Annotated in this window: 21 protein-coding genes; 15 read left to right on the top strand and 6 right to left on the bottom strand. The window is 71.1% G+C overall.

The window, feature by feature from the left end:
• Window position 1: 1 nt before the first annotated feature.
• A complete protein-coding gene (locus QRY02_RS21285) occupies window positions 2-445 on the bottom strand; it encodes a MarR family winged helix-turn-helix transcriptional regulator (RefSeq protein WP_285993280.1) in 444 nt (147 codons plus the stop codon).
• Window positions 446-512: 67 nt separating this feature from the next.
• On the opposite strand from QRY02_RS21285, the gene QRY02_RS21280 reads away from it, so the two are divergent.
• The 4 genes from QRY02_RS21280 (at window position 513) to QRY02_RS21265 (ending at window position 4,907) form a co-directional block, all read left to right on the top strand.
• The gene (locus QRY02_RS21280; protein ID WP_285993279.1) at window positions 513-1,505 is read left to right on the top strand and encodes a zinc-binding alcohol dehydrogenase family protein; all 993 of its coding nucleotides are present in this window, start codon (window positions 513-515) and stop codon (window positions 1,503-1,505) included.
• On the top strand, window positions 1,502-2,677 hold the full coding sequence (locus QRY02_RS21275) for a DUF1266 domain-containing protein (protein ID WP_285993278.1): 1,176 nt from the start codon (window positions 1,502-1,504) through the stop codon (window positions 2,675-2,677). Before QRY02_RS21280 ends, QRY02_RS21275 begins: the two co-directional genes overlap by 4 nt.
• A gap of 98 nt (window positions 2,678-2,775) precedes the next feature.
• Window positions 2,776-3,960 (top strand): putative cytokinetic ring protein SteA, encoded by a 1,185-nt coding sequence (gene steA / locus QRY02_RS21270; RefSeq protein WP_285993277.1) that lies wholly within the window; start codon window positions 2,776-2,778, stop codon window positions 3,958-3,960.
• Window positions 3,957-4,907: a copper transporter gene (locus tag QRY02_RS21265; RefSeq protein WP_285993276.1), complete on the top strand. Its 951-nt coding sequence runs from the start codon at window positions 3,957-3,959 to the stop codon at window positions 4,905-4,907. Before steA ends, QRY02_RS21265 begins: the two co-directional genes overlap by 4 nt.
• Window positions 4,908-4,923: 16 nt before the next feature.
• On the opposite strand, the gene QRY02_RS21260 is transcribed toward QRY02_RS21265, so the two are convergent.
• From QRY02_RS21260 to QRY02_RS21250, 3 genes are all read right to left on the bottom strand, one after another.
• Window positions 4,924-6,231: an alginate lyase family protein gene (locus tag QRY02_RS21260; RefSeq protein WP_285993275.1), complete on the bottom strand. Its 1,308-nt coding sequence runs from the start codon at window positions 6,229-6,231 to the stop codon at window positions 4,924-4,926.
• Between the two features lie 91 nt (window positions 6,232-6,322).
• Complete coding sequence (locus QRY02_RS21255) at window positions 6,323-7,033, bottom strand: aspartate/glutamate racemase family protein (protein ID WP_285993274.1); 711 nt, start codon at window positions 7,031-7,033, stop codon at window positions 6,323-6,325.
• A complete protein-coding gene (locus tag QRY02_RS21250) occupies window positions 7,030-8,451 on the bottom strand; it encodes an NCS1 family nucleobase:cation symporter-1 (protein ID WP_285993273.1) in 1,422 nt (473 codons plus the stop codon). The genes QRY02_RS21255 and QRY02_RS21250 overlap by 4 nt, the downstream gene beginning before the upstream one ends.
• Window positions 8,452-8,600: 149 nt before the next feature.
• Between QRY02_RS21250 and QRY02_RS21245 the strand changes: the two genes are divergently transcribed.
• From QRY02_RS21245 to QRY02_RS21230, 4 genes are all read left to right on the top strand, one after another.
• Window positions 8,601-9,254, top strand: a complete 654-nt coding sequence (locus QRY02_RS21245) for a GntR family transcriptional regulator (protein WP_285993272.1) — start codon at window positions 8,601-8,603, stop codon at window positions 9,252-9,254.
• Window positions 9,255-9,459: 205 nt separating this feature from the next.
• A complete protein-coding gene (locus QRY02_RS21240) occupies window positions 9,460-10,611 on the top strand; it encodes an acyltransferase (protein WP_285993271.1) in 1,152 nt (383 codons plus the stop codon).
• A gap of 90 nt (window positions 10,612-10,701) precedes the next feature.
• Window positions 10,702-12,402, top strand: coding sequence for a CTP synthase (gene pyrG, locus QRY02_RS21235; RefSeq protein WP_285993270.1), 1,701 nt, complete (start codon window positions 10,702-10,704; stop codon window positions 12,400-12,402).
• Window positions 12,399-13,028, top strand: coding sequence for an NUDIX domain-containing protein (locus QRY02_RS21230; RefSeq protein ID WP_285993269.1), 630 nt, complete (start codon window positions 12,399-12,401; stop codon window positions 13,026-13,028). Before pyrG ends, QRY02_RS21230 begins: the two co-directional genes overlap by 4 nt.
• 22 nt (window positions 13,029-13,050) lie before the next feature.
• Here QRY02_RS21230 and QRY02_RS21225 read toward each other — a convergent pair whose 3' ends face one another.
• Window positions 13,051-13,575, bottom strand: a complete 525-nt coding sequence (locus QRY02_RS21225; protein ID WP_285993268.1) for a DUF1707 domain-containing protein — start codon at window positions 13,573-13,575, stop codon at window positions 13,051-13,053.
• A gap of 107 nt (window positions 13,576-13,682) precedes the next feature.
• Here QRY02_RS21225 and xerD point away from each other — a divergent pair, with 107 nt between their 5' ends.
• The 6 genes from xerD (at window position 13,683) to QRY02_RS21195 (ending at window position 18,743) form a co-directional block, all read left to right on the top strand.
• Window positions 13,683-14,585 carry a site-specific tyrosine recombinase XerD gene (xerD, locus tag QRY02_RS21220; protein WP_285993886.1) on the top strand — a complete coding sequence of 301 codons (903 nt, stop codon included), beginning with the start codon at window positions 13,683-13,685 and terminating at the stop codon, window positions 14,583-14,585.
• Window positions 14,586-14,731: 146 nt separating this feature from the next.
• Complete coding sequence (locus tag QRY02_RS21215) at window positions 14,732-15,703, top strand: ParA family protein (protein ID WP_285993267.1); 972 nt, start codon at window positions 14,732-14,734, stop codon at window positions 15,701-15,703.
• Window positions 15,700-16,092 carry a cobyrinic acid a,c-diamide synthase gene (locus QRY02_RS21210; RefSeq protein ID WP_285993266.1) on the top strand — a complete coding sequence of 131 codons (393 nt, stop codon included), beginning with the start codon at window positions 15,700-15,702 and terminating at the stop codon, window positions 16,090-16,092. The genes QRY02_RS21215 and QRY02_RS21210 overlap by 4 nt, the downstream gene beginning before the upstream one ends.
• Window positions 16,092-16,994, top strand: coding sequence for a segregation and condensation protein A (locus tag QRY02_RS21205; RefSeq protein WP_285993265.1), 903 nt, complete (start codon window positions 16,092-16,094; stop codon window positions 16,992-16,994). The genes QRY02_RS21210 and QRY02_RS21205 overlap by 1 nt, the downstream gene beginning before the upstream one ends.
• A 224-nt stretch (window positions 16,995-17,218) precedes the next feature.
• Entirely contained in the window at window positions 17,219-18,004 is a 786-nt protein-coding gene (gene scpB, locus QRY02_RS21200; protein ID WP_502874264.1) for an SMC-Scp complex subunit ScpB, read from the top strand.
• Window positions 17,991-18,743, top strand: coding sequence for a pseudouridine synthase (locus tag QRY02_RS21195; protein ID WP_285993264.1), 753 nt, complete (start codon window positions 17,991-17,993; stop codon window positions 18,741-18,743). Before scpB ends, QRY02_RS21195 begins: the two co-directional genes overlap by 14 nt.
• 22 nt (window positions 18,744-18,765) lie before the next feature.
• Here the strand turns inward: QRY02_RS21195 and QRY02_RS21190 are convergent, their stop codons facing one another.
• On the bottom strand, window positions 18,766-19,584 hold the full coding sequence (locus QRY02_RS21190; RefSeq protein ID WP_285993263.1) for an SAM-dependent methyltransferase: 819 nt from the start codon (window positions 19,582-19,584) through the stop codon (window positions 18,766-18,768).
• Window positions 19,585-19,651: 67 nt separating this feature from the next.
• Here QRY02_RS21190 and QRY02_RS21185 point away from each other — a divergent pair, with 67 nt between their 5' ends.
• On the top strand, window positions 19,652-21,499 hold the full coding sequence (locus QRY02_RS21185) for a Xaa-Pro dipeptidyl-peptidase (protein WP_285993262.1): 1,848 nt from the start codon (window positions 19,652-19,654) through the stop codon (window positions 21,497-21,499).
• The last annotated feature ends 56 nt before the right edge of the window (window positions 21,500-21,555 follow it).

Below are 21,555 nucleotides of genomic sequence, written 5' to 3'. Positions count from 1 at the left end.
CTCAGTCGCCGAGGCTGGTGCGGATGGCGCCGAACACATCGGCCAGCACCCGGGCCTGCTCTTCGCTCATCTGGCCCGCGAAGTGCCGCTCCACTCCTCGCACGTGCGTGGGCCAGGCCGCCTCGAGCGCCGCGAGCCCGGCCGGGGTCAGCACCACCAGGGTCGCGCGGCGGTTGGCCGGGTCGACCTCACGGCGCGCATAGCCGGCCTGCTCGAGGCCGTCGACCAGGCGCGTCAGGCCGCTCGGGCTGTGCACCAGTGCGTCGGCCAGGTCCTTCATGTGCAGCCGCCGCTCCGGGGCCTCCGACAGCTGCACCAAGGCGTCGTACGTGCGGTGCGACATCCCGTGTGCGGCGCGCAGCTCGGCGTCGAGGACCCGCAGCAGCAGCGCGGAGGACCGCAGGAATCCCCGCCAGGCCGCGTCGTGCTCTCGGGACAGGCTCACCCCGGGAATAGTACTCGCACGGACAGTTGTTGTGCGGACTGTTCGCTTGCGAAGAAAGGACTCAGGGATGCGCGCGGTGGTACTCCGGGAACCCGGTCCCGTCGAAAACCTCGAACTCACCGAACTCCCGCTGCCCGAGGTGAAACCCGGCTGGATCCGGATCGCCGTCAAGGCGTTCGGCCTCAACCGGTCCGAGCTGCACACCCGGCTCGGGCTCGCCGAAGGCGTGACCTTCCCGCGCGTGCCGGGCATCGAGGCCGTCGGGATCGTCGATGCCGATCCCAGCGGAACCCTCGCCGAAGGGCAGCAGGTCGCCACCATGATGGGCGGCATGGGCCGCACGTTCGACGGCGGCTACGCCGAATACACGCTCGTGCCGGTGAACCAGGTCATCCCGTTCCGCTCCGACCTGCCGTGGGAGGTCATCGGCCAGGTCCCGGAAACGCTGCAGACCGCGTTCGGTTCGCTCACCACCGGCCTCGACCTGAAGGAAGGCCAGACGCTGCTGATCCGCGGGGGCACGTCCGCGCTCGGGTTCGCCACCGCGACCCTGGCGAAAGACCTCGGCGCCACCGTCTTCGCGACCACCCGGCAGCCCGGACGAATCGAAACCCTGCGCGAACACGGCGTCGACCACCCGCTGCTGGACGACGGGAACGTCGCGGAGCAGGTCCGGAAGATCGCGCCCGGCGGCATCGACGCCGCACTCGAACTGGTCGGCACCCCGACCCTGCCGGACACCCTGAACGCCACCCGCGTGCACGGGACCGTCTGCTTCACCGGCATGCTGTCCAATCAGTGGACGATCTCGAACTTCTATCCGATCGGATACCTTCCCGCCGGGGTGCGGTTGACCGCTTATGGTGGTGAGGCGGACGACCTGCCCGCCTCCGTCCTCCAGCGCCACCTCGACCGGATCGCCGACGGCACCACCAGCCTCGGCCCGGCCAAGGTGTACCCGATGACGGAGATCCGGCAGGCGCACGACGACTTGGAGCACAACCGGACGGCGGGCAAGCTCGTCGTGCTGACCGGCCGAGCGGAGGGAGCCGCCCCGTGATCCTGCCGCCGCCCGCCGATGTCGAAGCCCAGCTCGCCGCCGCGCGGCGGGACGGCGACCTCGACCGCTACCTCGGCCTCCTCGCCAGCGAGGAGCTGTTCGTCCCGATCCGGCGGGTGGACGCCCGCAGCATCCTCGACGAGCGGGCGGAGACCTTCCCGAACGTCTACTTCGAGACCGGCGGCGACGAGTTCCTGCAGGTCTTCACCCGCGGCGCGCTGCCGGACTTCGACCAGGACATCGTGGCCATGAGCGGCGCGCTCGACTGGGCGGTCGACGGCGTCGGGCGGCACGAGCGCGTGGTGTTCAACCGCGGCACCCGCGGCGAGTGGCGGCTGCCGGGGGCGACGCTCCAGCCGTGGCTCGACGCGCACGCGGGCGACGTCACGCCGCTCGATGAGCAGGTCGAGCGGCTGATCACCGCGCCGTACGGGCACCTCGAAGGGCCGATCGCGCACGCGCTGGCCTGCGGCGCGCACCTGGCCGTGCTCAACGCGGCGCCCTGGAACCTCCTCGACGGCCGCTACCACGACTACGTCGCCGAGGTGCGGAGCCTGCGGGACTGGTGGGGCGTGCCCGACCCGCCCGGCTGGCGCGCGACCATGACCGACCTGATCGGCGACGGCTACGCGCTGACGCCGGGCAACCTGGTCCTCATGCTGCGCCTGCGGTTCGCCGCCGAGTACGGGCTGCCGGGCGCCGAGTTCGATCCGATGACCTGGGCGCAGCTGGTGGACCGGTGGTGCACGGAGAACGACGCCGCGGACCAGGCCGACGAGCTGCGGGACACCGTCCGCCGGGTGTCCCGGTACGAGCGGCGGCTGCGCGCCGACGGGCTGGTCGACCCGGACGGCTGCGTGACGACGGCGCTGTCCTGGGACGTCGGCCGCGCGGTCACCATCGCCCGCGGTGGCCTGGCGGCCGGGTACTGCGACGCGCTGAGCGCCGAGCTGATGGTGCTCGAAGCCGGGTCACTCGCCCGCCGCTACCACCAGTCATGGGCCGACCTGTCGGCGGGGTACGTCATGGGCCGGGTGCTGCACGCCGGCGAGGATGAGTTCGGCGAGTGGTACCCGGCGGCCGTGCGCGTCCACCACCAGCTCCTTCAGGATCCGGCCAGTCCCTGGCTGAACCTCGATTTCGGTTCGCTGTCGGAGGAGTCCGAGGCCTGACCCGCGCGGGGGATGGCGACGGGGCTCACCACAATGAGTCACGGCGGCTACGGCGTGGCGTACCTCGTCCCACGAGCAAATTTGTCACCATCGGCCACATGAAGCTCACGGGTCTGCTCACGCGGAATCAAGAACCCCTGCCGGGGATCACCGGGGTCGCCCGGGTCGACCGCCGCACCCGGGAGCTGCTGCGCCGGATCAGTCCCGGCGACATCGTCGTGCTCGACCAGCTGGACCTCGACCGCGCGACGGCCGACGCCCTGGTCGAGGCCGAGGTCGCGGGCGTGGTCAACGCGTCGCCGTCGATCTCCGGCCGGTTCCCCAACATGGGCCCGGAGATCCTCGTCGCGGCCGGCATCCCGCTCGTCGACTCGGTCGGCGGCGAGCTGCTGCGCTCGATCAAGGACGGTACGAAGCTGCGGCTGCTCGACGGCATCGTCTACATCGGCGAACGGCAGGTCGCCTCCGGCATCGAGCAGACCGTCGAGAGCGTCGCCGACCAGATGATCGAGGCCAAGGCCGGGATGTCGACGCAGCTGGAGGCGTTCTCGGCCAACACCATCGAGTTCCTGCGCCGCGAGCGCACCCTGATCCTCGACGGCGTCGGCGTCCCCGAGCTGAAGGTGCCGCTGCGGGACCGGCACGTGCTGGTCGTCGCGGGCGGCAACGGGCACGCCGAGGACCTGAAGAAGCTCAAGAAGTACATCGTCGAGCACCGCCCGGTGCTCATCGGCGTCGACGCCGGCGCCGACACCCTGCGCGTGCAGGGCTACCAGCCGGACGTCGTCGTCGGCGATCCCACCGGCATCGGCACCGCGACCCTGCGCGGCGGCGGCGAGGTCGTCGTGCCCGCCCAGCCCGACGGGCACGCGCCCGGGGTCGAGCGCATCCAGGACCTCGGCATCGGCGCGGTGACGTTCCCCGCGTCCGGCAACGCCGAAGACCTCGCCCTGCTGCTGGCCGACGCGCACGGCGCGAGCCTGGTCGTCACCGTCGGCTTCCAGGCCACGCTGCGCGAATTCCTCGACCACGGCCGGTCCGGTTCGAACCCGTCGACGTTCCTGACGCGGCTGAAGCTGGGCACGAAACTCGTCGACGGCAAGGCGGTGGCGACGCTGCACCGCAACCGGGTGTCGATCGGCGCGGTCGTCCTGCTCGTCCTCGCCGCCGTGGTGGTGGTCGCCGCGGCGCTGCTGGTGTCCGATGTGGGCTCGGTCTACCTCGACTGGCTCCGGCACACCTGGAATTCGCTCTTCGCCTGGGTCAAGGGATTGTTCACGTGATTTCGCTGCGCTACCACGTAGTTTCCATCGCCGCCTGCTTCCTCGCGCTGGCCGTCGGCGTCGTGCTCGGCTCCACGGCGCTCAACGGCACGCTGCTGTCCGGCCTGGCCGGGGAGAAGAAGGACCTCGGCAGCCAGGTCGCCGACCTGGAGGCGCAGCGCAACGCGCTCAACGCCCGGCTGACCGACGCCGACGCCTTCGCCGGCTCGATGGGCCCGAAGGTCGTCGCCGGCGTGCTCGACAAGCGGTCGGTGGTGCTGGTGACCACCGAAGACGCGCGCCCGGCCGACCGGGACGCGCTCAAGCAGCTGATCGGCCAGGCCGGGGCTTCGGTGACCGGCGAGGTGCAGCTGACGTCGGCGTTCGCCGACCCCGGGAAGTCCGACCAGCTCCGCGACGTCGTCACGCGGCTGCAGCCGGCCGGTTCGAAGTTCCCGACCGCGGGCGACTCGGGCACGCTCGCCGGCGCGCTGCTCGGTTCGGTGCTGCTGCTGGACAAGACGACGGCGAAACCGCAGTCGTCGGGCGAGGAGCTGGCGGCCGCGTTGAGCGGCCTCACCGACGGTGGATTCGTCAAGGCGAGCCAGGACGCCAAGCCGGCGCAGCTGGCGATCGTGCTCACGGGCGCCCAGGCGACCGGCGACGGTGCCGGCGACCGCGCGGCGACGATCGCCCGGTTCGCGACGCAGCTCGACCGCGGCGGTGCGGGCGCGGTCCTGGCGGGCGACGCCGGTTCCGCGGACGGCACCGGCGCGCTGGGCGTGGTCCGGGCGGACACCGCGGCGACGTCGATCCTGTCCACAGTGGACAACGCGGACACCTCGGCGGGCCGGGTGAGCACGGTGCTCGCGTTGAAGGAACAGCTCGACGGCGGCGCGGGCCGCTACGGCGTGGCGGGCAACGCGCAGGCCCCGGCACCGGGCGTCACCGCACCGGCCGGGAACTGACCCCGGCCCACTGCACTTACTTGAGGGGCGGGTCGAGCGGGAAGCAGGACACCCGCACCGGCCACGTGTCGCCGCCCGCCGGCAACGGCATCTGCTTGAGCGCCGCCGCCGCGTCCGCGTCGTGGGCTTCCTCGGCCGCCGCGTGGAAGATGTCCGCCGCGATCGACTGGTCGAACACGCCGATCTGCTGGTGCGGCCACGCCGGCGCGCCGTGCAGCGCGGCCGGGATCAGCTGGTCGACGACCTTCCGCAGCGTCACGCCGTTCGCCGCCCGGTACTTCCAGACGTCGACGCCCAGGTTCTTTCCGACCTCCGCCAGCCGGCCCCACGCCGTCAGGTTGAAGTTGACGTAGTGCCACGACATCGTGCGCGAGAGCTCGAGCGGCTGGCTGCCGTCGGCGGCGAACTGCACCGGGAAGCGCTTCTGCTCCGCGTCGAGCACGATCTTCTTCGCTTCGGAACGCTTGCCCAGGTAGGCCGAGATGGTCGCGTTCTGCATGTCGAGGAAGGTGCCGTGGTTGTTGGTGGCGGCCAGTTCCAGCTTGGCCTGCGGGCTGGTCTGCATCCAGCTCAGGTACCGCGTCAGCCAGGCCTTGATCCCGGAGCGGTCCTTCCCGGTCCAGCCCGGCGCGCCGCCGTCGAGGAGCGCGAACGCGTCCATCAGCTGGCTGAACGACTGGGTGGAGTCGATGATCCCGGTGCCGCTGACGGTGTCGCGGCACGGCACGATCTGCGAGTACGTCATGTTCGGGTTCATCCGGGTGGCCGGGTCGAGGAACCACGTCCGGATGTCCAGCGCCGCCCGCTTCGCGTACTTCGCGTCCCCGGTGTAGTACCAGGCCAGCGAGAGGTAGTACATCGCGTCCCAGGCCCACATCCGGTAGGTGTGGTCGGTGATCGCGTCGGCCTCCGGGTTGCGCTGGCCGTCCTTGCTGACGTACGGGCAGCCCTGCGGGTTCTCCGGCGTCTTCGGCCGGCTCGCCCACCAGTAGGGCGCTTGGCTCGTGTAGTCGTGCTTGTCGCCGCTCGGCGGCGCGGACGGCTTGTCCACGACCGACCACGGTCCGGCCGTGAGCGCGGTGTTCGCCTTGTCCAGCACCGCTTTCAGCGCGTCGCGCTGGGCCTTGCCCGCGTGGCCGCCGCGGATCGCCTGCTTGATGTTCGCGAGCTTGGCGCCGTCGGTGACGATGGTGTGCGGCGCTCCGCCACCCGGACCCCCGAAAGAATCCGTGGTGTGCGGCGAGGACGCGGCCACCGCCGTCCCGCTCACCGGGACCAGGACCATGCTCACCGACAACGCCAGTGCGCCCAAAACCCTTCGCACTTCGACCGCCCTTTCGGGGACGTCAAAATCCCCACTCGTCACCGGGCGGCGGTACGGCTGCAGGGATTCTGACGTCCCCGGAAGGCAGGTGTCAATCCGTGGGCCAGGTGCGGTGCTTGTCGATCGGCCGCGCGTACGACCCCGCGCGGCTCGTCTTCAACCCCAGTGCCACGAGGGATTCCGCGAGCCGGACGGCGGCCGCAACGCCGTCGATGACGGGAATGTCCAGCATCGTCGCGATCTTCCGGTCCAGCCCGGTCATCCCCGCGCAGCCGAGCACCAGCACCTCCGCCCCGGCGTCCCGCGCGCGGCGGCCGGCGGTGAGCAACGCCGACTCGGTCCGGCGTCCGTCGGTCAGCTCCAGCACGCCGAGCCCGGCGCCGGTGACCGTCACGCAGTTCTGCGCGACCCCGGCGGCGTGCAGGCTGTCCTCGATCAGCCCGCACGTCCGGTCCAAAGTGGTCACCACGCCGTAGCGGCGGCCGAGCAGGCAGGCCAGGTGCGCGGCGGCCTCGGTGATGTCGACGACCGGGACGTCCAGCAGCTCGCGCGCGCCCTCGCGGCCGTGCTCGCCGAACCCGGCGAGCACGACGGCGTCGAACGGTTCGTCCAGGCCCCGCAGCAGGTCCAGCACGGCCGCGGCGGACAGGAAGCTGTCCAGCCAGCCTTCGGCGGACTCCGGGCCCCAGCGTGGCGTCCGGGCGAGGATCTCGGTGCCGGGGCTCGCGGCCGCGCGGGCCCCGGCTTCGATCTCCTTCGTCATCGCCTCGGTGGTGTTGCAGTTGGTGACGACGATCCTCATCGATGCTTCCTCGACACCGCGAAGTACAACGCAGCCGACGACGCCGTGCCGATGAACCAGGAGTACGGCGCGGCCGGCGCGAAGAACGGCACCAGCGCGATGACGGCGGACAATGCGGCCGTCGGGAAGAACGTCACCAGCGCCCGCGGGTTGACGCGCGGGTAGATCCCGCCGTCGACGAACAGCTGGGCGACGTCGACCTTGCCGCGCCGGATCAGGTAGTAGTCGACGATCATGATCCCGAACAGCGGGCCGAGGAACGCGCCGAGCCCCCCGAGGAAGTAGTTGACCACCGCCGGCGAGGAGTACAGCTTCCACGGCAGCACGCACAGGGCCGCGACCGCGCTGATCATCCCGCCGACGGTGAAGCTGATCCGCTTCGGCCAGATGTTGGCCAGGTCGTAGGCCGGGGAGACGAAGTTGGCGACGATGTTGACGCCCATGGTCGCCACCGCGAACGTCAGCGCGCCGACGATGAGCACCGGCGTGTTGTGCACCTTGGACAGCAGCTCGGCCGGGTCGGTGATCGCTTCGCCGAACACCTGCATGCTGCCCGCGGTGACGACCACCGACAGCAGCGCGAACGCCGTCGAGTTGATCGGCAGGCCCCAGAAGTTGCCGCGCCGCACGGTCTTCTGGTCCGGGGCGAACCGCGAGAAGTCGCAGAAGTTGAGCATGAGCGTGCCGTAGGTGGCCAGGATGAGCCCGGCCGCGCCGAACCACTGCCGGATCTGCTCGCCGGTGGACAGCTGCTTCGGGCTGCTGGTGAAGGAGATGTTCCAGTGCCCGGCGGCGAGGATCCAGACCGCGAGCGCGATCATCACGACCCAGATCGCCGGGCCGCACCAGTCCTGGAACTTGCGCACCGACTCCATGCCGCGGGTGAGGATCAGCGCCTGGACCGCCCACAGCGCGACGAAGCAGATCCAGCCGAGGGCGTGCAGGCCGAGGAAACCGTGTTCGGTCAGGGGTTTCAGGCCCGGGTCGATGGCGAGCACGAGCAGCGTGATGGCCACGCTGGCGAGGTAGGTCTGGATGCCGTACCAGAAGATCGCGATGACCGCCCGGATCAGCGCGGGCAGGTTGGCGCCGAACGTGCCGAAGCTGATCCGCGCCACGACCGGGAACGGCACGCCGGTGCGCTGGCCGATCCGGCCCATCAGGTTCATCCCGGCGTAGATGATGACGAACCCGAACAGCAGCGCGGTGAACACCTGCCACGCCGACAGCCCGAGCACGAACAGACCGGCCGCGAAGGTGTAGTTGCCGAGGTTGTGCACGTCGGACATCCACAGCGCGAAGATGTCGTAGACCTTCCACCGGCGTTCTTTCGCGGGGGCGAGGTCTTCATTCCAGAGCCGGGAGTCCGGCGGGGTGGTCGTCTCGTGCGAAGGTTCGGTGAGCGGGGCGGCGGTCATGCGGGCCCTCCGATCGACGTGCAGGGACGGCGATTTGGGATACCAAACTTTGGAATCCCAAATATCACCCCGGCGTCCGCCCGAGTCAACCTTCCGGCCGATAAACTCGTGTTACGGCCGGTTACGGCGGTGTTGAAGGAGGGGGCGCGGTGGACGAGCGGCAACCCCTCGCGGCCACGCGGCAGCGGGTGCGCGAGGAGCTGCGCGAACGGATCCTGACCGGCCGGCTCCGCCCGGGTGACCGGCTGGTCGAGCGCGAGCTGGCCGACGACCTCGGGGTCTCCCGGGTGCCGGTCCGCGAGGCCATCCGCAGTCTGGAGGCCGAAGGGTTCCTCGTCGTCCAATCGCCGCGGCGGGTTGTGGTCCGGCAGCTGGCGCGGGTCGACGTCGAGGAGCTGTTCGACGTCCGCGAGGCGCTCGAAGGGCTGGCCGCGGGGCTCGCCGCCGAACGCGCGGGCGCCGCCGAGCTCAAGCGCCTCGACCGCGTCCTCGCCGACGCCGCCCGCGCCACGGCCCGCGGCGACGCGGCCCGGATCACCGTGCTGAACTCGCGCTTCCACGACGAGATCGTCGCCATCGCCGGCAACGCGCTGCTCACCACGATGCTCCAGCCTCTGGAAGGCAGGCTGCGCTGGCTCACGAGCCAGAACGAGCACTGGGCCGAGCTGCTCGACGAGCACCGCCGGCTCTACGAGGCCATCGCGTCGGGTGACGCGGAGCGTGCCAAGGCGTCCGCGGTGGAGCACGTGCGTGTCAATCGGGACGTCACGCTGAGGTCGCTCTTTCCGCAGGTCACAGCTTGATGACGAAGGTCACGCTGCGTACCGGACAGCTCACGCGTTAACATGATCGCGGGGCCCTCGCTCCTTGAGCGGGAGTGGCATATCCGACAGCCCGGAACCACCCGCTCAACAGGCGCTTCCCAGCGGCTTCATGGGAAATTCACAGAATGGGTGGCAAGTCTGACAACGTGAACCACGCCGACGACGGTGCCGGATCGGCGGCACGATGACCACTGCCCAGGCCACGCTCGAGGCCCCCGCCCACGCTACGAGACCGGGCGGCAAAGCGCCCTACCTCCACCAGATCGACCTCTTCCGGTTGATCACGTTCGCCTGCGTAATCCTCATCCACGTGGTGGGCGCGACGAACTTCGCGCAGGACGTCGGCGCCAACGCCGTCGAGACGCCGCTGCACTTCACCCGGGAAGCCTTCTTCGCGCTCACCGGGTTCGTGCTGGTGTTCCAGAACCGCCGCCGCGAGTTCACCGCGGGTGACTTCTGGCGACGGCGGCTCCCGCTGGTCGCCACGCCCTACCTCGCGTGGTCGATGTTCTTCTGGGCTTACGGCCTGGTGACCGGGGAGCAGCAGCCGGGCTCGCTCGAAGCGTCGATGCGCCTGCTGCTCAAGGACCTCATCACCGGCGGCGCCTGGTACCACCTGTACTTCCTGCTCGTGACGATGCAGGTCTACCTGCTGTTCCCGGCGCTGATGAAGCTGCTGCGGGCGACCGAGGGCAAGCACAAGTGGCTGCTGCTCGGCAGCGGGCTGGTGCAGGTCGGCGTCACGCTGTTCATGACCTACCAGCCGCTCGGCGTGAGCTACGAGACGATCACCCACCTGTACGGCACGATCCTGCCGTACCAGTTCTACACGCTGTTCGGCGCCGTGGTGGCCATGCACTTCGAGACCGTGCACGCCTGGGCGGGGCGGCACCGGCTGCTGCTCGGCGGCGCGTTCGTGGCGGTGCTGGGCGGCACCGAGTGGTTCTACTTCCACACTGTCCACAGTGGAACTTTTCCGCAGGTGGCCAGCGACCCGTTCCAGCCGTACCTGATCCCGTGGTTCCTCACCGTCATCGCCGCGATCTACGCGCTGGCGACGAGGTGGGCGGCGCGCCGCCGGGAAGGCAGCCGCGGGGCCCGGGTGGTCTCGTGGGCGGCGAACCGGTCGTTCAGCATCTTCCTGGTGCACCCGCTCGCCCTGGCGCTGCTCGGGCCGGCGATCCCGCACGTCGCGGAGCGGTTCGGCGCGCCGTGGCTGAGCGTGATCATCTACGGCGGGACGATCGTCCTGACCGTCCTGATCGTGGAGGTCCTGCGGCGGCTGCCCGGGAGCCGGGCGCTCACCGGCCGGCCCCGGCTGAAGGTCGCGGCCTGACCTCACCCGCACGGGTGGCCGCGGCCGGATCCGGCGTCTCGGGCATGTCACAGCGCGCGGATCCGCAGCAGTGGGATATGCTGGCGGCCCGTGGGACTTCAGTCACGGGCAACCAAGTACGTTTTTGTCACCGGAGGCGTTGCCTCCTCTCTGGGTAAGGGACTCACGGCTTCCAGCCTGGGTCAGCTCCTTACCGCACGCGGGCTTCGCGTCACGATGCAGAAGCTCGACCCCTATCTCAACGTCGACCCCGGGACGATGAACCCGTTCCAGCACGGTGAGGTGTTCGTCACCGACGACGGCGCCGAGACCGACCTCGACATCGGCCACTACGAGCGGTTCCTCGACCGCGACCTCGACGGCAAGGCCAACGTCACCACCGGCCAGGTCTACTCCGAGGTGATCGCCAAGGAGCGCCGCGGCGAGTACCTCGGCGACACCGTGCAGGTCATTCCGCACATCACCGACGAGATCAAGGCCCGGATCACCGCTGCCGCCGAACCGGACGAGGCCGGCCAGTCGCCGGACGTCGTCATCACCGAGGTCGGCGGCACGGTCGGCGACATCGAGTCCCTGCCGTTCCTGGAGGCCTGCCGCCAGGTCCGCCACGACGTCGGCCGTGACCACTGCTTCTTCCTGCACGTCTCGCTGGTGCCGTACCTGGCGCCGTCGGGCGAGCTCAAGACGAAGCCGACCCAGCACTCGGTCGCGGCGCTGCGCAACATCGGTATCCAGCCCGACGCGCTGGTCTGCCGGGCCGACCGGGAGATCCCGGAGGACCTCAAGCGCAAGATCGGCCTGATGTGCGACGTCGACACCGAGGCCGTCATCGCCTGCCCGGACGCGCGGTCGATCTACGACATCCCGAAGGTGCTGCACCGCGAGGCGCTGGACGCCTACGTCGTCCGCCGCCTCGGGCTGCCGTTCCGCGACGTCGACTGGACGGTGTGGGGCGACCTGCTCGACCGGGTGCACAACCCGAACGAGGTCGTGCGGATCGCGGTCGTCGGCAAGTACATCGACCTGCCGGACGCCTACCTCTCGGTCACCGAGGCGCTGCGTGCGGGCGGGTTCGCCCACCGCGCGAAGGTCGAGATCGTCTGGGTCGCCTCCGACGACGCGCAGACCGCGTCCGGGGCCGCTTCCGTCCTGTCCGATGTGGACGGTGTGCTGATCCCGGGCGGGTTCGGCATTCGCGGCATCGAGGGCAAGGTGGGCGCGATCGAGTACGCCCGCACCCGCGGCGTCCCGCTGCTCGGCCTGTGCCTCGGCCTGCAGTGCATGGTCATCGAGGCGGCCCGGCACCTGGCCGGCATCAAGGACGCCGGGTCGTCTGAGTTCGACGAGAACACCCAGCACCCGGTGATCTCGACCATGGCCGACCAGCGCGACGTCGTCGCGGGGGAGCGGGACATGGGCGGCACGATGCGGCTCGGCGCGTACCCGGCGAAGCTCAAGGCGGGTTCGCAGGTCGCGAAGGCCTACGGCACCACCGAGGTGTCCGAGCGCCACCGGCACCGCTACGAGGTGAACAACGCCTACCGCAAGCAGCTCTCGGACGCCGGCCTGGTCTTCTCCGGCACGTCGCCGGACGACCGCCTGGTCGAGTTCGTCGAGCTGCCCGCCGAGCAGCACCCGTTCTTCGTCGGCACGCAGGCGCACCCCGAGCTCAAGAGCCGCCCGACCCGGCCGCACCCGCTGTTCAGCGCGTTCGTCAAGGCCGTGGTGGACCGCAAGGTCGCCGAGCGGCTGCCGGTCGAGCTGCCCGAAGCCTCCGTGGCGGCCCGGTGACCGCGCCGGGCGAGCACGAGTTCAGCGTCGCGTCCAGCCGGGACGTCCACATCGGACGTGTCGTCGGCCTGCGCATCGACGACGTCGTGATGCCGGGCGGGGACACCGCGGTCCGCGAGGTGATCGAGCACCTCGGCGCGGTGGCGATCGTCGCGCTGGACGAGGAGCAGCAGGTCACGCTCATCCACCAGTACCGGCACCCGATCGGGCACCGGCTGTGGGAGCTGCCCGCGGGCCTGATCGACCACCTCGGCGAGGACCCGGTGGGCACGGCTCGCCGGGAGCTCGTCGAAGAGGTCGGCCTGGCCGCGTCGGACTGGGTGACCCTGGTCGACGTCGCGGCGTCGCCGGGCTTCACCGACGAGGTCGTGCGGGTGTTCCTGGCCCGTGGGCTGTCCGATGTGGACCGCGACGTGCTCGGCGAGGAGGAGGCGGACCTGGTCATCCGCAAGTTCCCGCTCGCCGAGGCGGTCCGGATGGCCCTGGCGGGCGAGCTGCTCAACGGCGCCACCGTCTCCGGCGTGCTGGCCACCCACGCGGTGCTCACCGGCGTGGCCTCACCGCGTCCGGCCGACGCCCCGTGGGAGGACCGCCCGACGGCGTTCGCCAAGCGCAAGCAAGCCTGAGCTGCTCCGCTGCGCCCCTGACTCAGGGGCGCAGCGGGCGGCCTTCGGCGTCCATGCCGCCGTTGGCCAGCAGCACGATGCCGTCGATGATCGGCCAGATCGCGCCGAAGCCGAAGGTGATCATGCAGACGAACAGCTGCAGCAGGCCGAGGCCGACCTGGCCGGTGTAGAACCGGCCGACGCCGAAGGGCAGCACGATTTGCAGCACCCCGGCCACCGTTTTCGACCGGTACGAGTACGGCACCGGCATCGGCGGTGCGTACGGCACCGGGGCCGGTGGCGGGTACAGGTCCGGCCCGTACACCGGCAGCTGTGTGGTGGTCTGCGGGTACATCGGTGCCGGCGGTGGCCCGAAGAAGCCCGGGTGCGGCTGCGGCAGGTCGCGGAACAGCGGCCGGAGATCACCGAGGGTGGCCGCCGCGTAGGCGTCCGTCACCCGGGTCTCGTACTCGTCCGGCGTGATGCGGCCCATGCCGAAGTGGTCGGCGAGCAGCCTCGCCGCTTCCTCGCGCTCGGCCGTGCCGATGCGGAGCTCGTCGGACTCCATGAATCCACGGTAACCGCGTGCGGCTGAGAACGGGGTTTCTCCCGGGTCACGACCGCCCGGCGGCCTAAGGTGACGGCGTGGCCTCCAGCCCGCACAGCACGGCCGACGTGATCGCCGCCTACCTCGACCACCTGGTCGTCGAACGCGGGACCGCCCGCAACACCTTGGACAGCTACGCCCGCGACCTGCGCCGGTACGCCGCGCACCTGGACGGCCTGGGCGTCGCGAAGATCGCCGACATCACGGCCGCGCACGTCACGGCCTTCGGTGCCGCCCTGCGCGAGGGCGACGACGAGCACCAGCCCTTGGCCGCGTCATCGGCCGCCCGGGCCCTGGTCGCCGTGCGCGGCTTGCACAAGTTCGCGCACGCCGAGGGCCTCACCGAGCACAACCCGGCCCGCGAAGTCCGGCCGCCGACGCCGGCGAAGCGGCTGCCCAAGGCGCTGCCGGTCGACGACGTGCTGCGGCTGCTCGAGACCCCGCCCCCGGACGGCGAGCGCCCGCTGCGCGACCGGGCGCTGCTGGAGCTGCTCTACTCCACCGGGGCGCGGATCTCCGAGGCGGTCGGCCTGGACATCGACGACGTCGACGCCGCCGAGCGCACCGTGCTGCTCGACGGCAAGGGCGGCAAGCAGCGGCTGGTGCCGATCGGCCGTCCCGCGCTCGCCGCGCTGCACGCCTACACCGTCCGCGCCCGGCCGGCGCTCGCGGTGCACGGCCGGGGGACGGCGGCGCTGTTCCTCAACGCCCGCGGCAGCCGGCTGTCGCGGCAGAGCGCGTGGCAGGTCCTCAAGGACACCGCCGGGCGGGCGGGCATCACCGCCGTCGTCTCGCCGCACACGCTCCGCCACTCCTTCGCCACGCACCTGCTCGAAGGCGGCGCCGACGTCCGCGTCGTCCAGGAACTGCTCGGCCACGCGTCGGTGACGACGACCCAGGTGTACACGCTGGTCACGGTCAACACCTTGCGCGAGGTCTACGCGACGGCGCACCCGCGAGCGTTGGGCTAGACGGCCGTAGAAACGGCCGACAGCCTTGCCAGCCTGCACCGACAGTCGAGTGACATTGCCCCCTCGGGTCCGGCGCGTTGCTTTGCCGGGGCTCCGACTCCGGACATAGGCTGCGGCGACGCTGACGAACAAGGAGCTTTCGCGCCATGTCGACACCGAACCAGCCGGCCGTACCGGCCGAGTCCGCCGGGTCGGCGGCGGCGAACCTCAGCCAGGTCACCATCGCCACGCCCGCGATCCACGAAGGCGACGAACAGCAGGAGCGCAACGGCAAGAAGGTCAAGCTCGAGGGCATCGGCCCGACCGGCCGCCCGATCCGCGAGCACCCCGATCCGGCGCCGCTGGACAAGCACGGCCCGGCCAAGATCATGGCGATGTGCAACCAGAAGGGCGGCGTCGGCAAGACGACGTCGACCATCAACCTGGGCGCCGCCCTCGCCGAGTACGGCCGCAAGGTGCTGCTCGTCGACTTCGACCCGCAGGGCGCGCTCGCCGTCGGCCTCGGCATCCAGCCGCACGAACTGGACCAGACGGTGTACAACGCCATCATGGAGCGCTCGGTCAGCGCCACCGACGTGCTGATGAAAACCCGTGTCGACGGCGTTGACCTGCTGCCGAGCAACATCGACCTGTCCGCGGCGGAGGTCCAGCTCGTCGCGGAGGTAGGGCGCGAGCACACGTTGTTACGGGTCCTGCGTCCGGTCATGAACGACTACGACTATGTTCTTGTCGACTGCCAGCCCTCGCTCGGCTTGCTCACGGTGAACGCGCTGACCGCCGCGGACGGCGTGATCATCCCGCTGGAGTGCGAGTTCTTCAGTCTGCGAGGCGTCGCCCTCCTGATCGACACCATCGAGAAGGTCCAGGAACGCCTCAACCCCAAACTGGACATAGTCGGGATTCTCGCCACCATGTACGACCCGAGAACCCTGCATTCGAAGGAGGTCATGGCTCGCGTGGTGGAGGCATTCGGCGAGACCGTGTTCGACACGGTCATCAACCGCACCGTGCGGTTCCCCGAGACGACGGTCGCGGGTGAGCCGATCACGACCTGGGCGCCCAAGTCGGCCGGCGCGGCGGCGTACCGTCAGCTGGCCCGCGAGGTGATCGCTCGGTGAGCAGGCGCGCCTCCCTGCCCGGAGCGTCGGAACTCTTCCGCCTCACCTCCAGCCCCGCCCTCGACCTCCCGCCCGAGCCCGCCGAGCCGGCCAAGCCCGCGGGCAACGGCCGGACGGAACAGCTCGCCCGCAGCGCGGCCCCGCACGGGTCCGGCCGGACCAAGCACGACGCGAAGATCACCGTGTACGTCTCCGGCGACGAGCTCGTCGCCATGGAGCAGGCCCGGCTGACGCTGCGCGCGAAGCACGACCTGGTCGTCGACCGCGGCCGGCTGGTCCGCGAGGCCGTCGCCGTGCTGCTGGCCGACTTCGACCAGAACGGCGAGGAGTCGGTGCTGGTGCAGCGGCTGCGGGTGGTCGGCTCAGACGGCGGCGAAACCGAGGGCTGATGGACGAGCCGGCACCGGCTCCGGAGGAACAGGCACCCGAAGAGCACCAGACGGTGCACGGCGGGATGATCCCCGAAGGCGTCAACACCGAAGAACTGAGCACATCGAAGTTCAAGGTGCGGCTGGCCAACTTCGAAGGGCCGTTCGACCTGCTACTGCAGCTGATCTCGCAGCACCAGCTCGACGTCACCGAAGTGGCGCTGCACACGGTCACCGACGACTTCATCGCGTACACGCGCGCGCTGGGCACCGACTGGAACCTCGACGAGACCACGGAGTTCCTGGTCATCGCGGCGACCCTGCTCGACCTCAAGGCCGCGCGGCTGCTGCCGTCGGCCGAGGTGGAGAACGAGGACGACCTCGCCCTGCTCGAGGCCCGTGACCTGCTCTTCGCGCGGATCCTGCAGTACCGCGCGTACAAGCAGGTGGCGGCGCTGTTCGGTGAGCTGGAGCAGGGCGCGCTGCGGCGGTACCCGCGGTCGGTGGCGCTGGAGGAGCGGTTCGTCGGACTGCTGCCCGAGGTCATGCTGGGCGTGACGCCGGAGAAGTTCGCCGACATCGCGGTGGCGGTGTTCCGGCCGAAGCCGCCGCCGACGGTGTCGATCGCCCACATCCACATGGGCCGCATCTCGGTGCGCGAGCACGCGGCGATCCTGCGGGTGATGCTGGCCGAACGCGGCCAGGCGACGTTCGGCGAGCTGGTCGACGACTGCGAGCACACGGTGGAGATCGTGGCGCGCTTCCTGGCGCTGCTGGAGCTCTACCGCGAGGCGACGGTCCAGTTCGAGCAGAGCGAGGCACTGGCGGAGCTGCACGTCCGCTGGACGGGCGGCTCGAAGGAAGAAGCCTCCGCGGCGGCCGAGCTGGACCGCACCGCCGGAGACGAAGAGGAGTACGGGTGAACCCCGAGAACGACGAAGTGGCCGAGACGCCGGAGGCACCGGAGCCGCCTACGGGCGAGCCGGAGGAGGCCGCGGCGGAGCTGGCCCTGGACGAGGCCCTGTCCGGCGAGCCGGTGACCGAGGACGGCGACCCGGTGGAGCCGCTGACCGAGGCGGAGGTGCCGGTCGCGGAGGCTGCGACTGAGCCGGAGGTGCCGGTCGCCGAGACTGCTGCTGGGGCGGAGGTGCCGGTCGCGGAGGCTGCGACTGAGCCGGAGGTGCCGGTCGAGGAGGCCGCGGCCGAGCCGGAGGTGTCTGCCGAGGAGGCTGCGGCTGAGCCGGAGGTGCCGGTCGAGGAAGCTGCGGCTGAGCCGGAGGCGCCGGTCGAGGAAACCGCCCCCGAGCTCGCCGAAGCAGCTGAACCCGCCCCGGCTGATCCCGCGTCCGGCCTGGTCGCCGCCGGGGACGCCGATGCCATGCCGGACGTCACCTCCGACGAGGCTCTCGAAGCCGCTCTCGAAGCGCTGCTGCTGATCGTCGACTCGCCCGCCGGTGAAGAACTCCTGGCCGATACCCTCGGCCAGCCCAAGTCGCGGATCGTCGTCGCCCTGCGGACCATGGCGCAGAAGTTCACCGACCGGGCGTCCGGGATCGACCTGCGGCGCGTCGGCGAAGGGTGGCGGTTCTACACTAGGGACGTCTATGCCCCGTTCGTGGAGAAGCTCCTGCTGGACGGCCAGCGGTCGAAGCTGACCCGGGCCGCGCTGGAGAGCCTCGCCGTGATCGCGTACCGGCAGCCGGTGACCCGGGCCAGGGTCGCCGCGGTGCGCGGTGTGAACGTGGACGGCGTGATCCGGACGCTGCTCGCACGCGGCCTCATCGAAGAGATGGGGACCGATCCCGAGACGACCGGCACGCTGTACGTGACGACCGAGCTGTTCCTGGAGCGACTGGGGCTGTCGTCACTGAACGACCTGCCCGCCATCGCTCCGTTGCTACCCGAAGTGGACACCATCGATGACATCCAGTGAACACCCCGACGGCGTCCGGCTGCAGAAGGTGCTCTCGCAGGCCGGCGTCGCCTCGCGGCGCGCGGCGGAGGACCTGATCGTCGCCGGCCGGGTCGAGGTGGACGGCGAGGTCGTCACCGAGCTGGGCCGCCGCGTCGACCCGGAAGCCGCGATCATCCACGTCGACGGCACCCGCGTGAACCTGCGCGACGACCTGATCTACCTCGCCCTGAACAAGCCCAAGGGCGTGCACTCGACGATGTCGGACGACCGCGGCCGCCCGTGCGTGGGCGACTACCTGCGCGGCCGCTACGAGGAGACGCCCGGCGTCGTGCACGTCGGCCGGCTCGACGAAAACACCGAGGGCCTGCTGCTGCTGACCAACGACGGCGACCTCGGGCACCGGCTGATGCACCCGTCGTACCGGGTGCTCAAGACCTACCTCGCCGAGGTCGACGGCCTCGTGCCGCGCGGGCTCGGCAAGGAGCTGCGCAAGGGCTGGGAGCTGCCGGACGGCATCGTCAAGGTCGACCAGTTCCGCGTCAAGGACATGCACTCCGGCAAGTCGCTGGTGGAGCTGGTCATCCACGAGGGCAAGAAGCACATCGTGCGCCGCCTGCTCAAGGACACCGGCCACCCGGTGCTCAAGCTGGTGCGCACCGCGGTCGGCGACGTCCAGCTCGGCAACCAGCGCGTCGGCTCGATCCGGCGGCTCACGAAGGGCGAGGTCGGCGCGCTCTACCGCAACGTGGAGCTCTGACACTCGCGCTTTCCGGGCTTCGTCACCGCACCGCGGTGACGAAGCCGCCGGCGGTCGCGTCGTCGTCCGAGGGGCGGCCGTAGGCGGCGGCGAGCTCGGCGCGGGTGACCGTCGACGGCTCCCAGCCGTGGGCGGCCAGCCACTCCGGTGCCCGGCCGCCGAGCCCGCCGCGCCACAGGTCCGTGACGTGCTCGCCGCCCGCGGCCGCCTTGGCGCGGGCGATCAGGCTCCCCGGCGGGGTGCCCGGCCGGTGCTCGAACGCGATCCGGCTGCCCGGCGCGGCCAGCTCGCCGACGGTGGTCAGCAGCCGCTCGGCCTCCTCCGGGGTCAGGTACATCAGCAGGCCCTCGGCCAGCCACGCGCTCGGCACGGCCGGGTCGAACCCGGCGCCGCGCAACGCGGCGGCCCAGTCCTCGCGCAGGTCGGCAGGCACGACGACCCGGGCGCACGCCGGTTCGGCGCGCTGCCCGGCGAGCACCTCGTCCTTGAACGCCAGCACCTCCGGCAGGTCCACCTCGAACAGCCGGGTGCCGTCCGGCCAGGCGAGCCGGAACGCCCGCGTGTCCAGCCCGGCCGCGAGCAGCACGACCTGGGCGCAGCCGGCGCCGAGCAGCTGGTCGTCGTAGAACCGGGTGCGGATCACGACCTGCGGGTAGAACAGCGCGCCGAGCCCGGCCTGCGGCCCCTCGGGGGAGGTGTCGGGCAGCGCGGAACGGCCCGCCTCGAAGAAGGCGGCCGCGTACGGGTCGTCGAACAGGCGGTCCGGGCGGCCGCTTTCGTAGGCGCGCAGAGCGGCGACACCGATGGCGGTGCGGCTCACCGCGGGCAGGGATCCGGTCACGATTCCCAACGTACGCCCGACTTTCCGCCGTAGCAGGCCACGACCCCGGCTCGCTAGCGTGACGGGCATGCGACTCGGAGTGGTGTGCGGGGTCCTCGCGGTGCTCCTGTCCGGCGCGGTGGCTCCGGCCGCCGCGGCGCCCGCGGGGAGCGAACCGGTCTACGACTACGCGAAGGCGGTCCGCGAAACCGTCTGGGTCGACATCGGCCGCGACGGCGACGGCGACGGCCGGCCCGATCGAGTCGCCGCCGACGTCATCCGGCCGGGCGAAGCGGCTGCACGCGTTCCGGTGATCATGGACGCCAGCCCGTACTACTCGTGCTGCGGGCGCGGCAACGAGAGCGAGCTGAAGTCCTACGACAGCGCCGGGAAACCGGTGAAGTTCCCGCTGTTCTACGACAACTACTTCGTGCCGCGGGGCTACGCCGTGGTGCTCGTCGACCTGGCCGGGACGAACCGGTCGGCCGGCTGCGCGGACGTCGGCGGCGCCTCGGACGTCGGTTCGGCCCGCAAGGTCGTCGACTGGCTGAACGGCCGCGCGACCGGCTACACCGCGAAGACCGGCGGCAGCGCGGTGACCGCGAGCTGGAGCACCGGGAACGTCGGGATGATCGGCAAGTCCTACGACGGCACGATCGCCAACGGCGTCGCGGCGACCGGCGTCGCCGGGCTGAAGACCATCGTTCCGATCTCGGCGATCAGCTCCTGGTACGACTACTACCGCTCCGACGGCGCCACCTTCGGCTTCAACCCGGCCGGCCTGGCGCAGACGGTCGAGGCCCGCAACAGCGGGCAGAACTGCTCGGCGCAGAACCAGGTCCTGACGCAGGGCGCCACCGCGAACGGCGACTACGGGCCGCTCTGGGCGGACCGGGACTACGTGACGCGGGCGAGCAACGTGCGCGCCAGCGTCCTGCTGTCGCACGGCGTCAACGACCTCAACGTCAAGACCATCCACTTCGGACAGTGGTGGGCCGGGCTGAACGTCGAGAAGAAGATCTGGCTGTCGCAGACCGGGCACGTCGACCCGTTCGACTACCGGCGCGCGGACTGGGTCGACCTGCTGCACCGGTGGTTCGACCACTACCTGCTCGGGATCGACAACGGCGTCCAGAACGGGCCGCAGGCCAGCGTCGAGCGGCAGCCCGACCAGTGGGCCGACCAGAGCGCGTACCCGGCGGCCGGTGCGGTGGCGACGACCCTGCGACCGGGTGCCTCCGGCAGGCTGGGCACCTCGCCGGTAACCGGCACGGCGTCGTTCACCGACAACCCGGGCGTCGGCGAGGACACCTGGGTGACCGATCCGGGCAGCGTCGCGCTGACCTACTCGACCGGGGCTCTCCCGTCCGACCTGCAGGTCTCGGGGACCTCGTCGATCACCGTGACGGCGACGCCGAGCACGTCCTCGGCGCGGCTGTCGGCTCTGCTCGTGGACCTCGGCCCGGCGACGATCCGCAACTTCGCGGGCAGCGGCGAGGGGATCAAGACGGGGACATCGGAGACCTGCTGGGGCTCGTCGGCGTCCGGGGACGACGCTTGTTACCGCGTGGCGACGGCGGACGTGAAGAAGGTGGGCTACACGATCCTCAGCCGCGGCTGGGCGGACCTGGCGAACTACGCGTCCCTGTCCCAGGAGCGGCCGTTGACGCCGGGAACGGCGTACACGATGACGTTCCGGCTGGCGTCGACGGACCACATCGTGCCCCGCGGCCACGCACTGGCGCTGATCATCGGCGGCACGGACGGCAGCTTCATCCGCGGGCCCGCCCAGCCGGGCCGGGTGACGCTGGACTTGGCGCGGACGTCGCTGTCGGTGCCGCTCGCCGGCGTGGTCCCGGCTGCGACGACTCACCCGGCCGTCGCTCCTGACACGGGCGCGTTCGTGCCGTCGGCGGGCCGGGCGGGCCTGCGCTGATACGCGCGCCCTGGTCGTACTCGCGCGAGAGCACGTCGACCCGGCCGGTGGTGTGG

Source organism: Amycolatopsis sp. DG1A-15b (assembly GCF_030285645.1).
In the GTDB taxonomy this organism is placed as follows: domain Bacteria; phylum Actinomycetota; class Actinomycetes; order Mycobacteriales; family Pseudonocardiaceae; genus Amycolatopsis.
The sequence above is the reverse complement of the archived record's forward strand: the minus strand, read 5'-3'. Positions and strand labels throughout refer to the sequence as shown.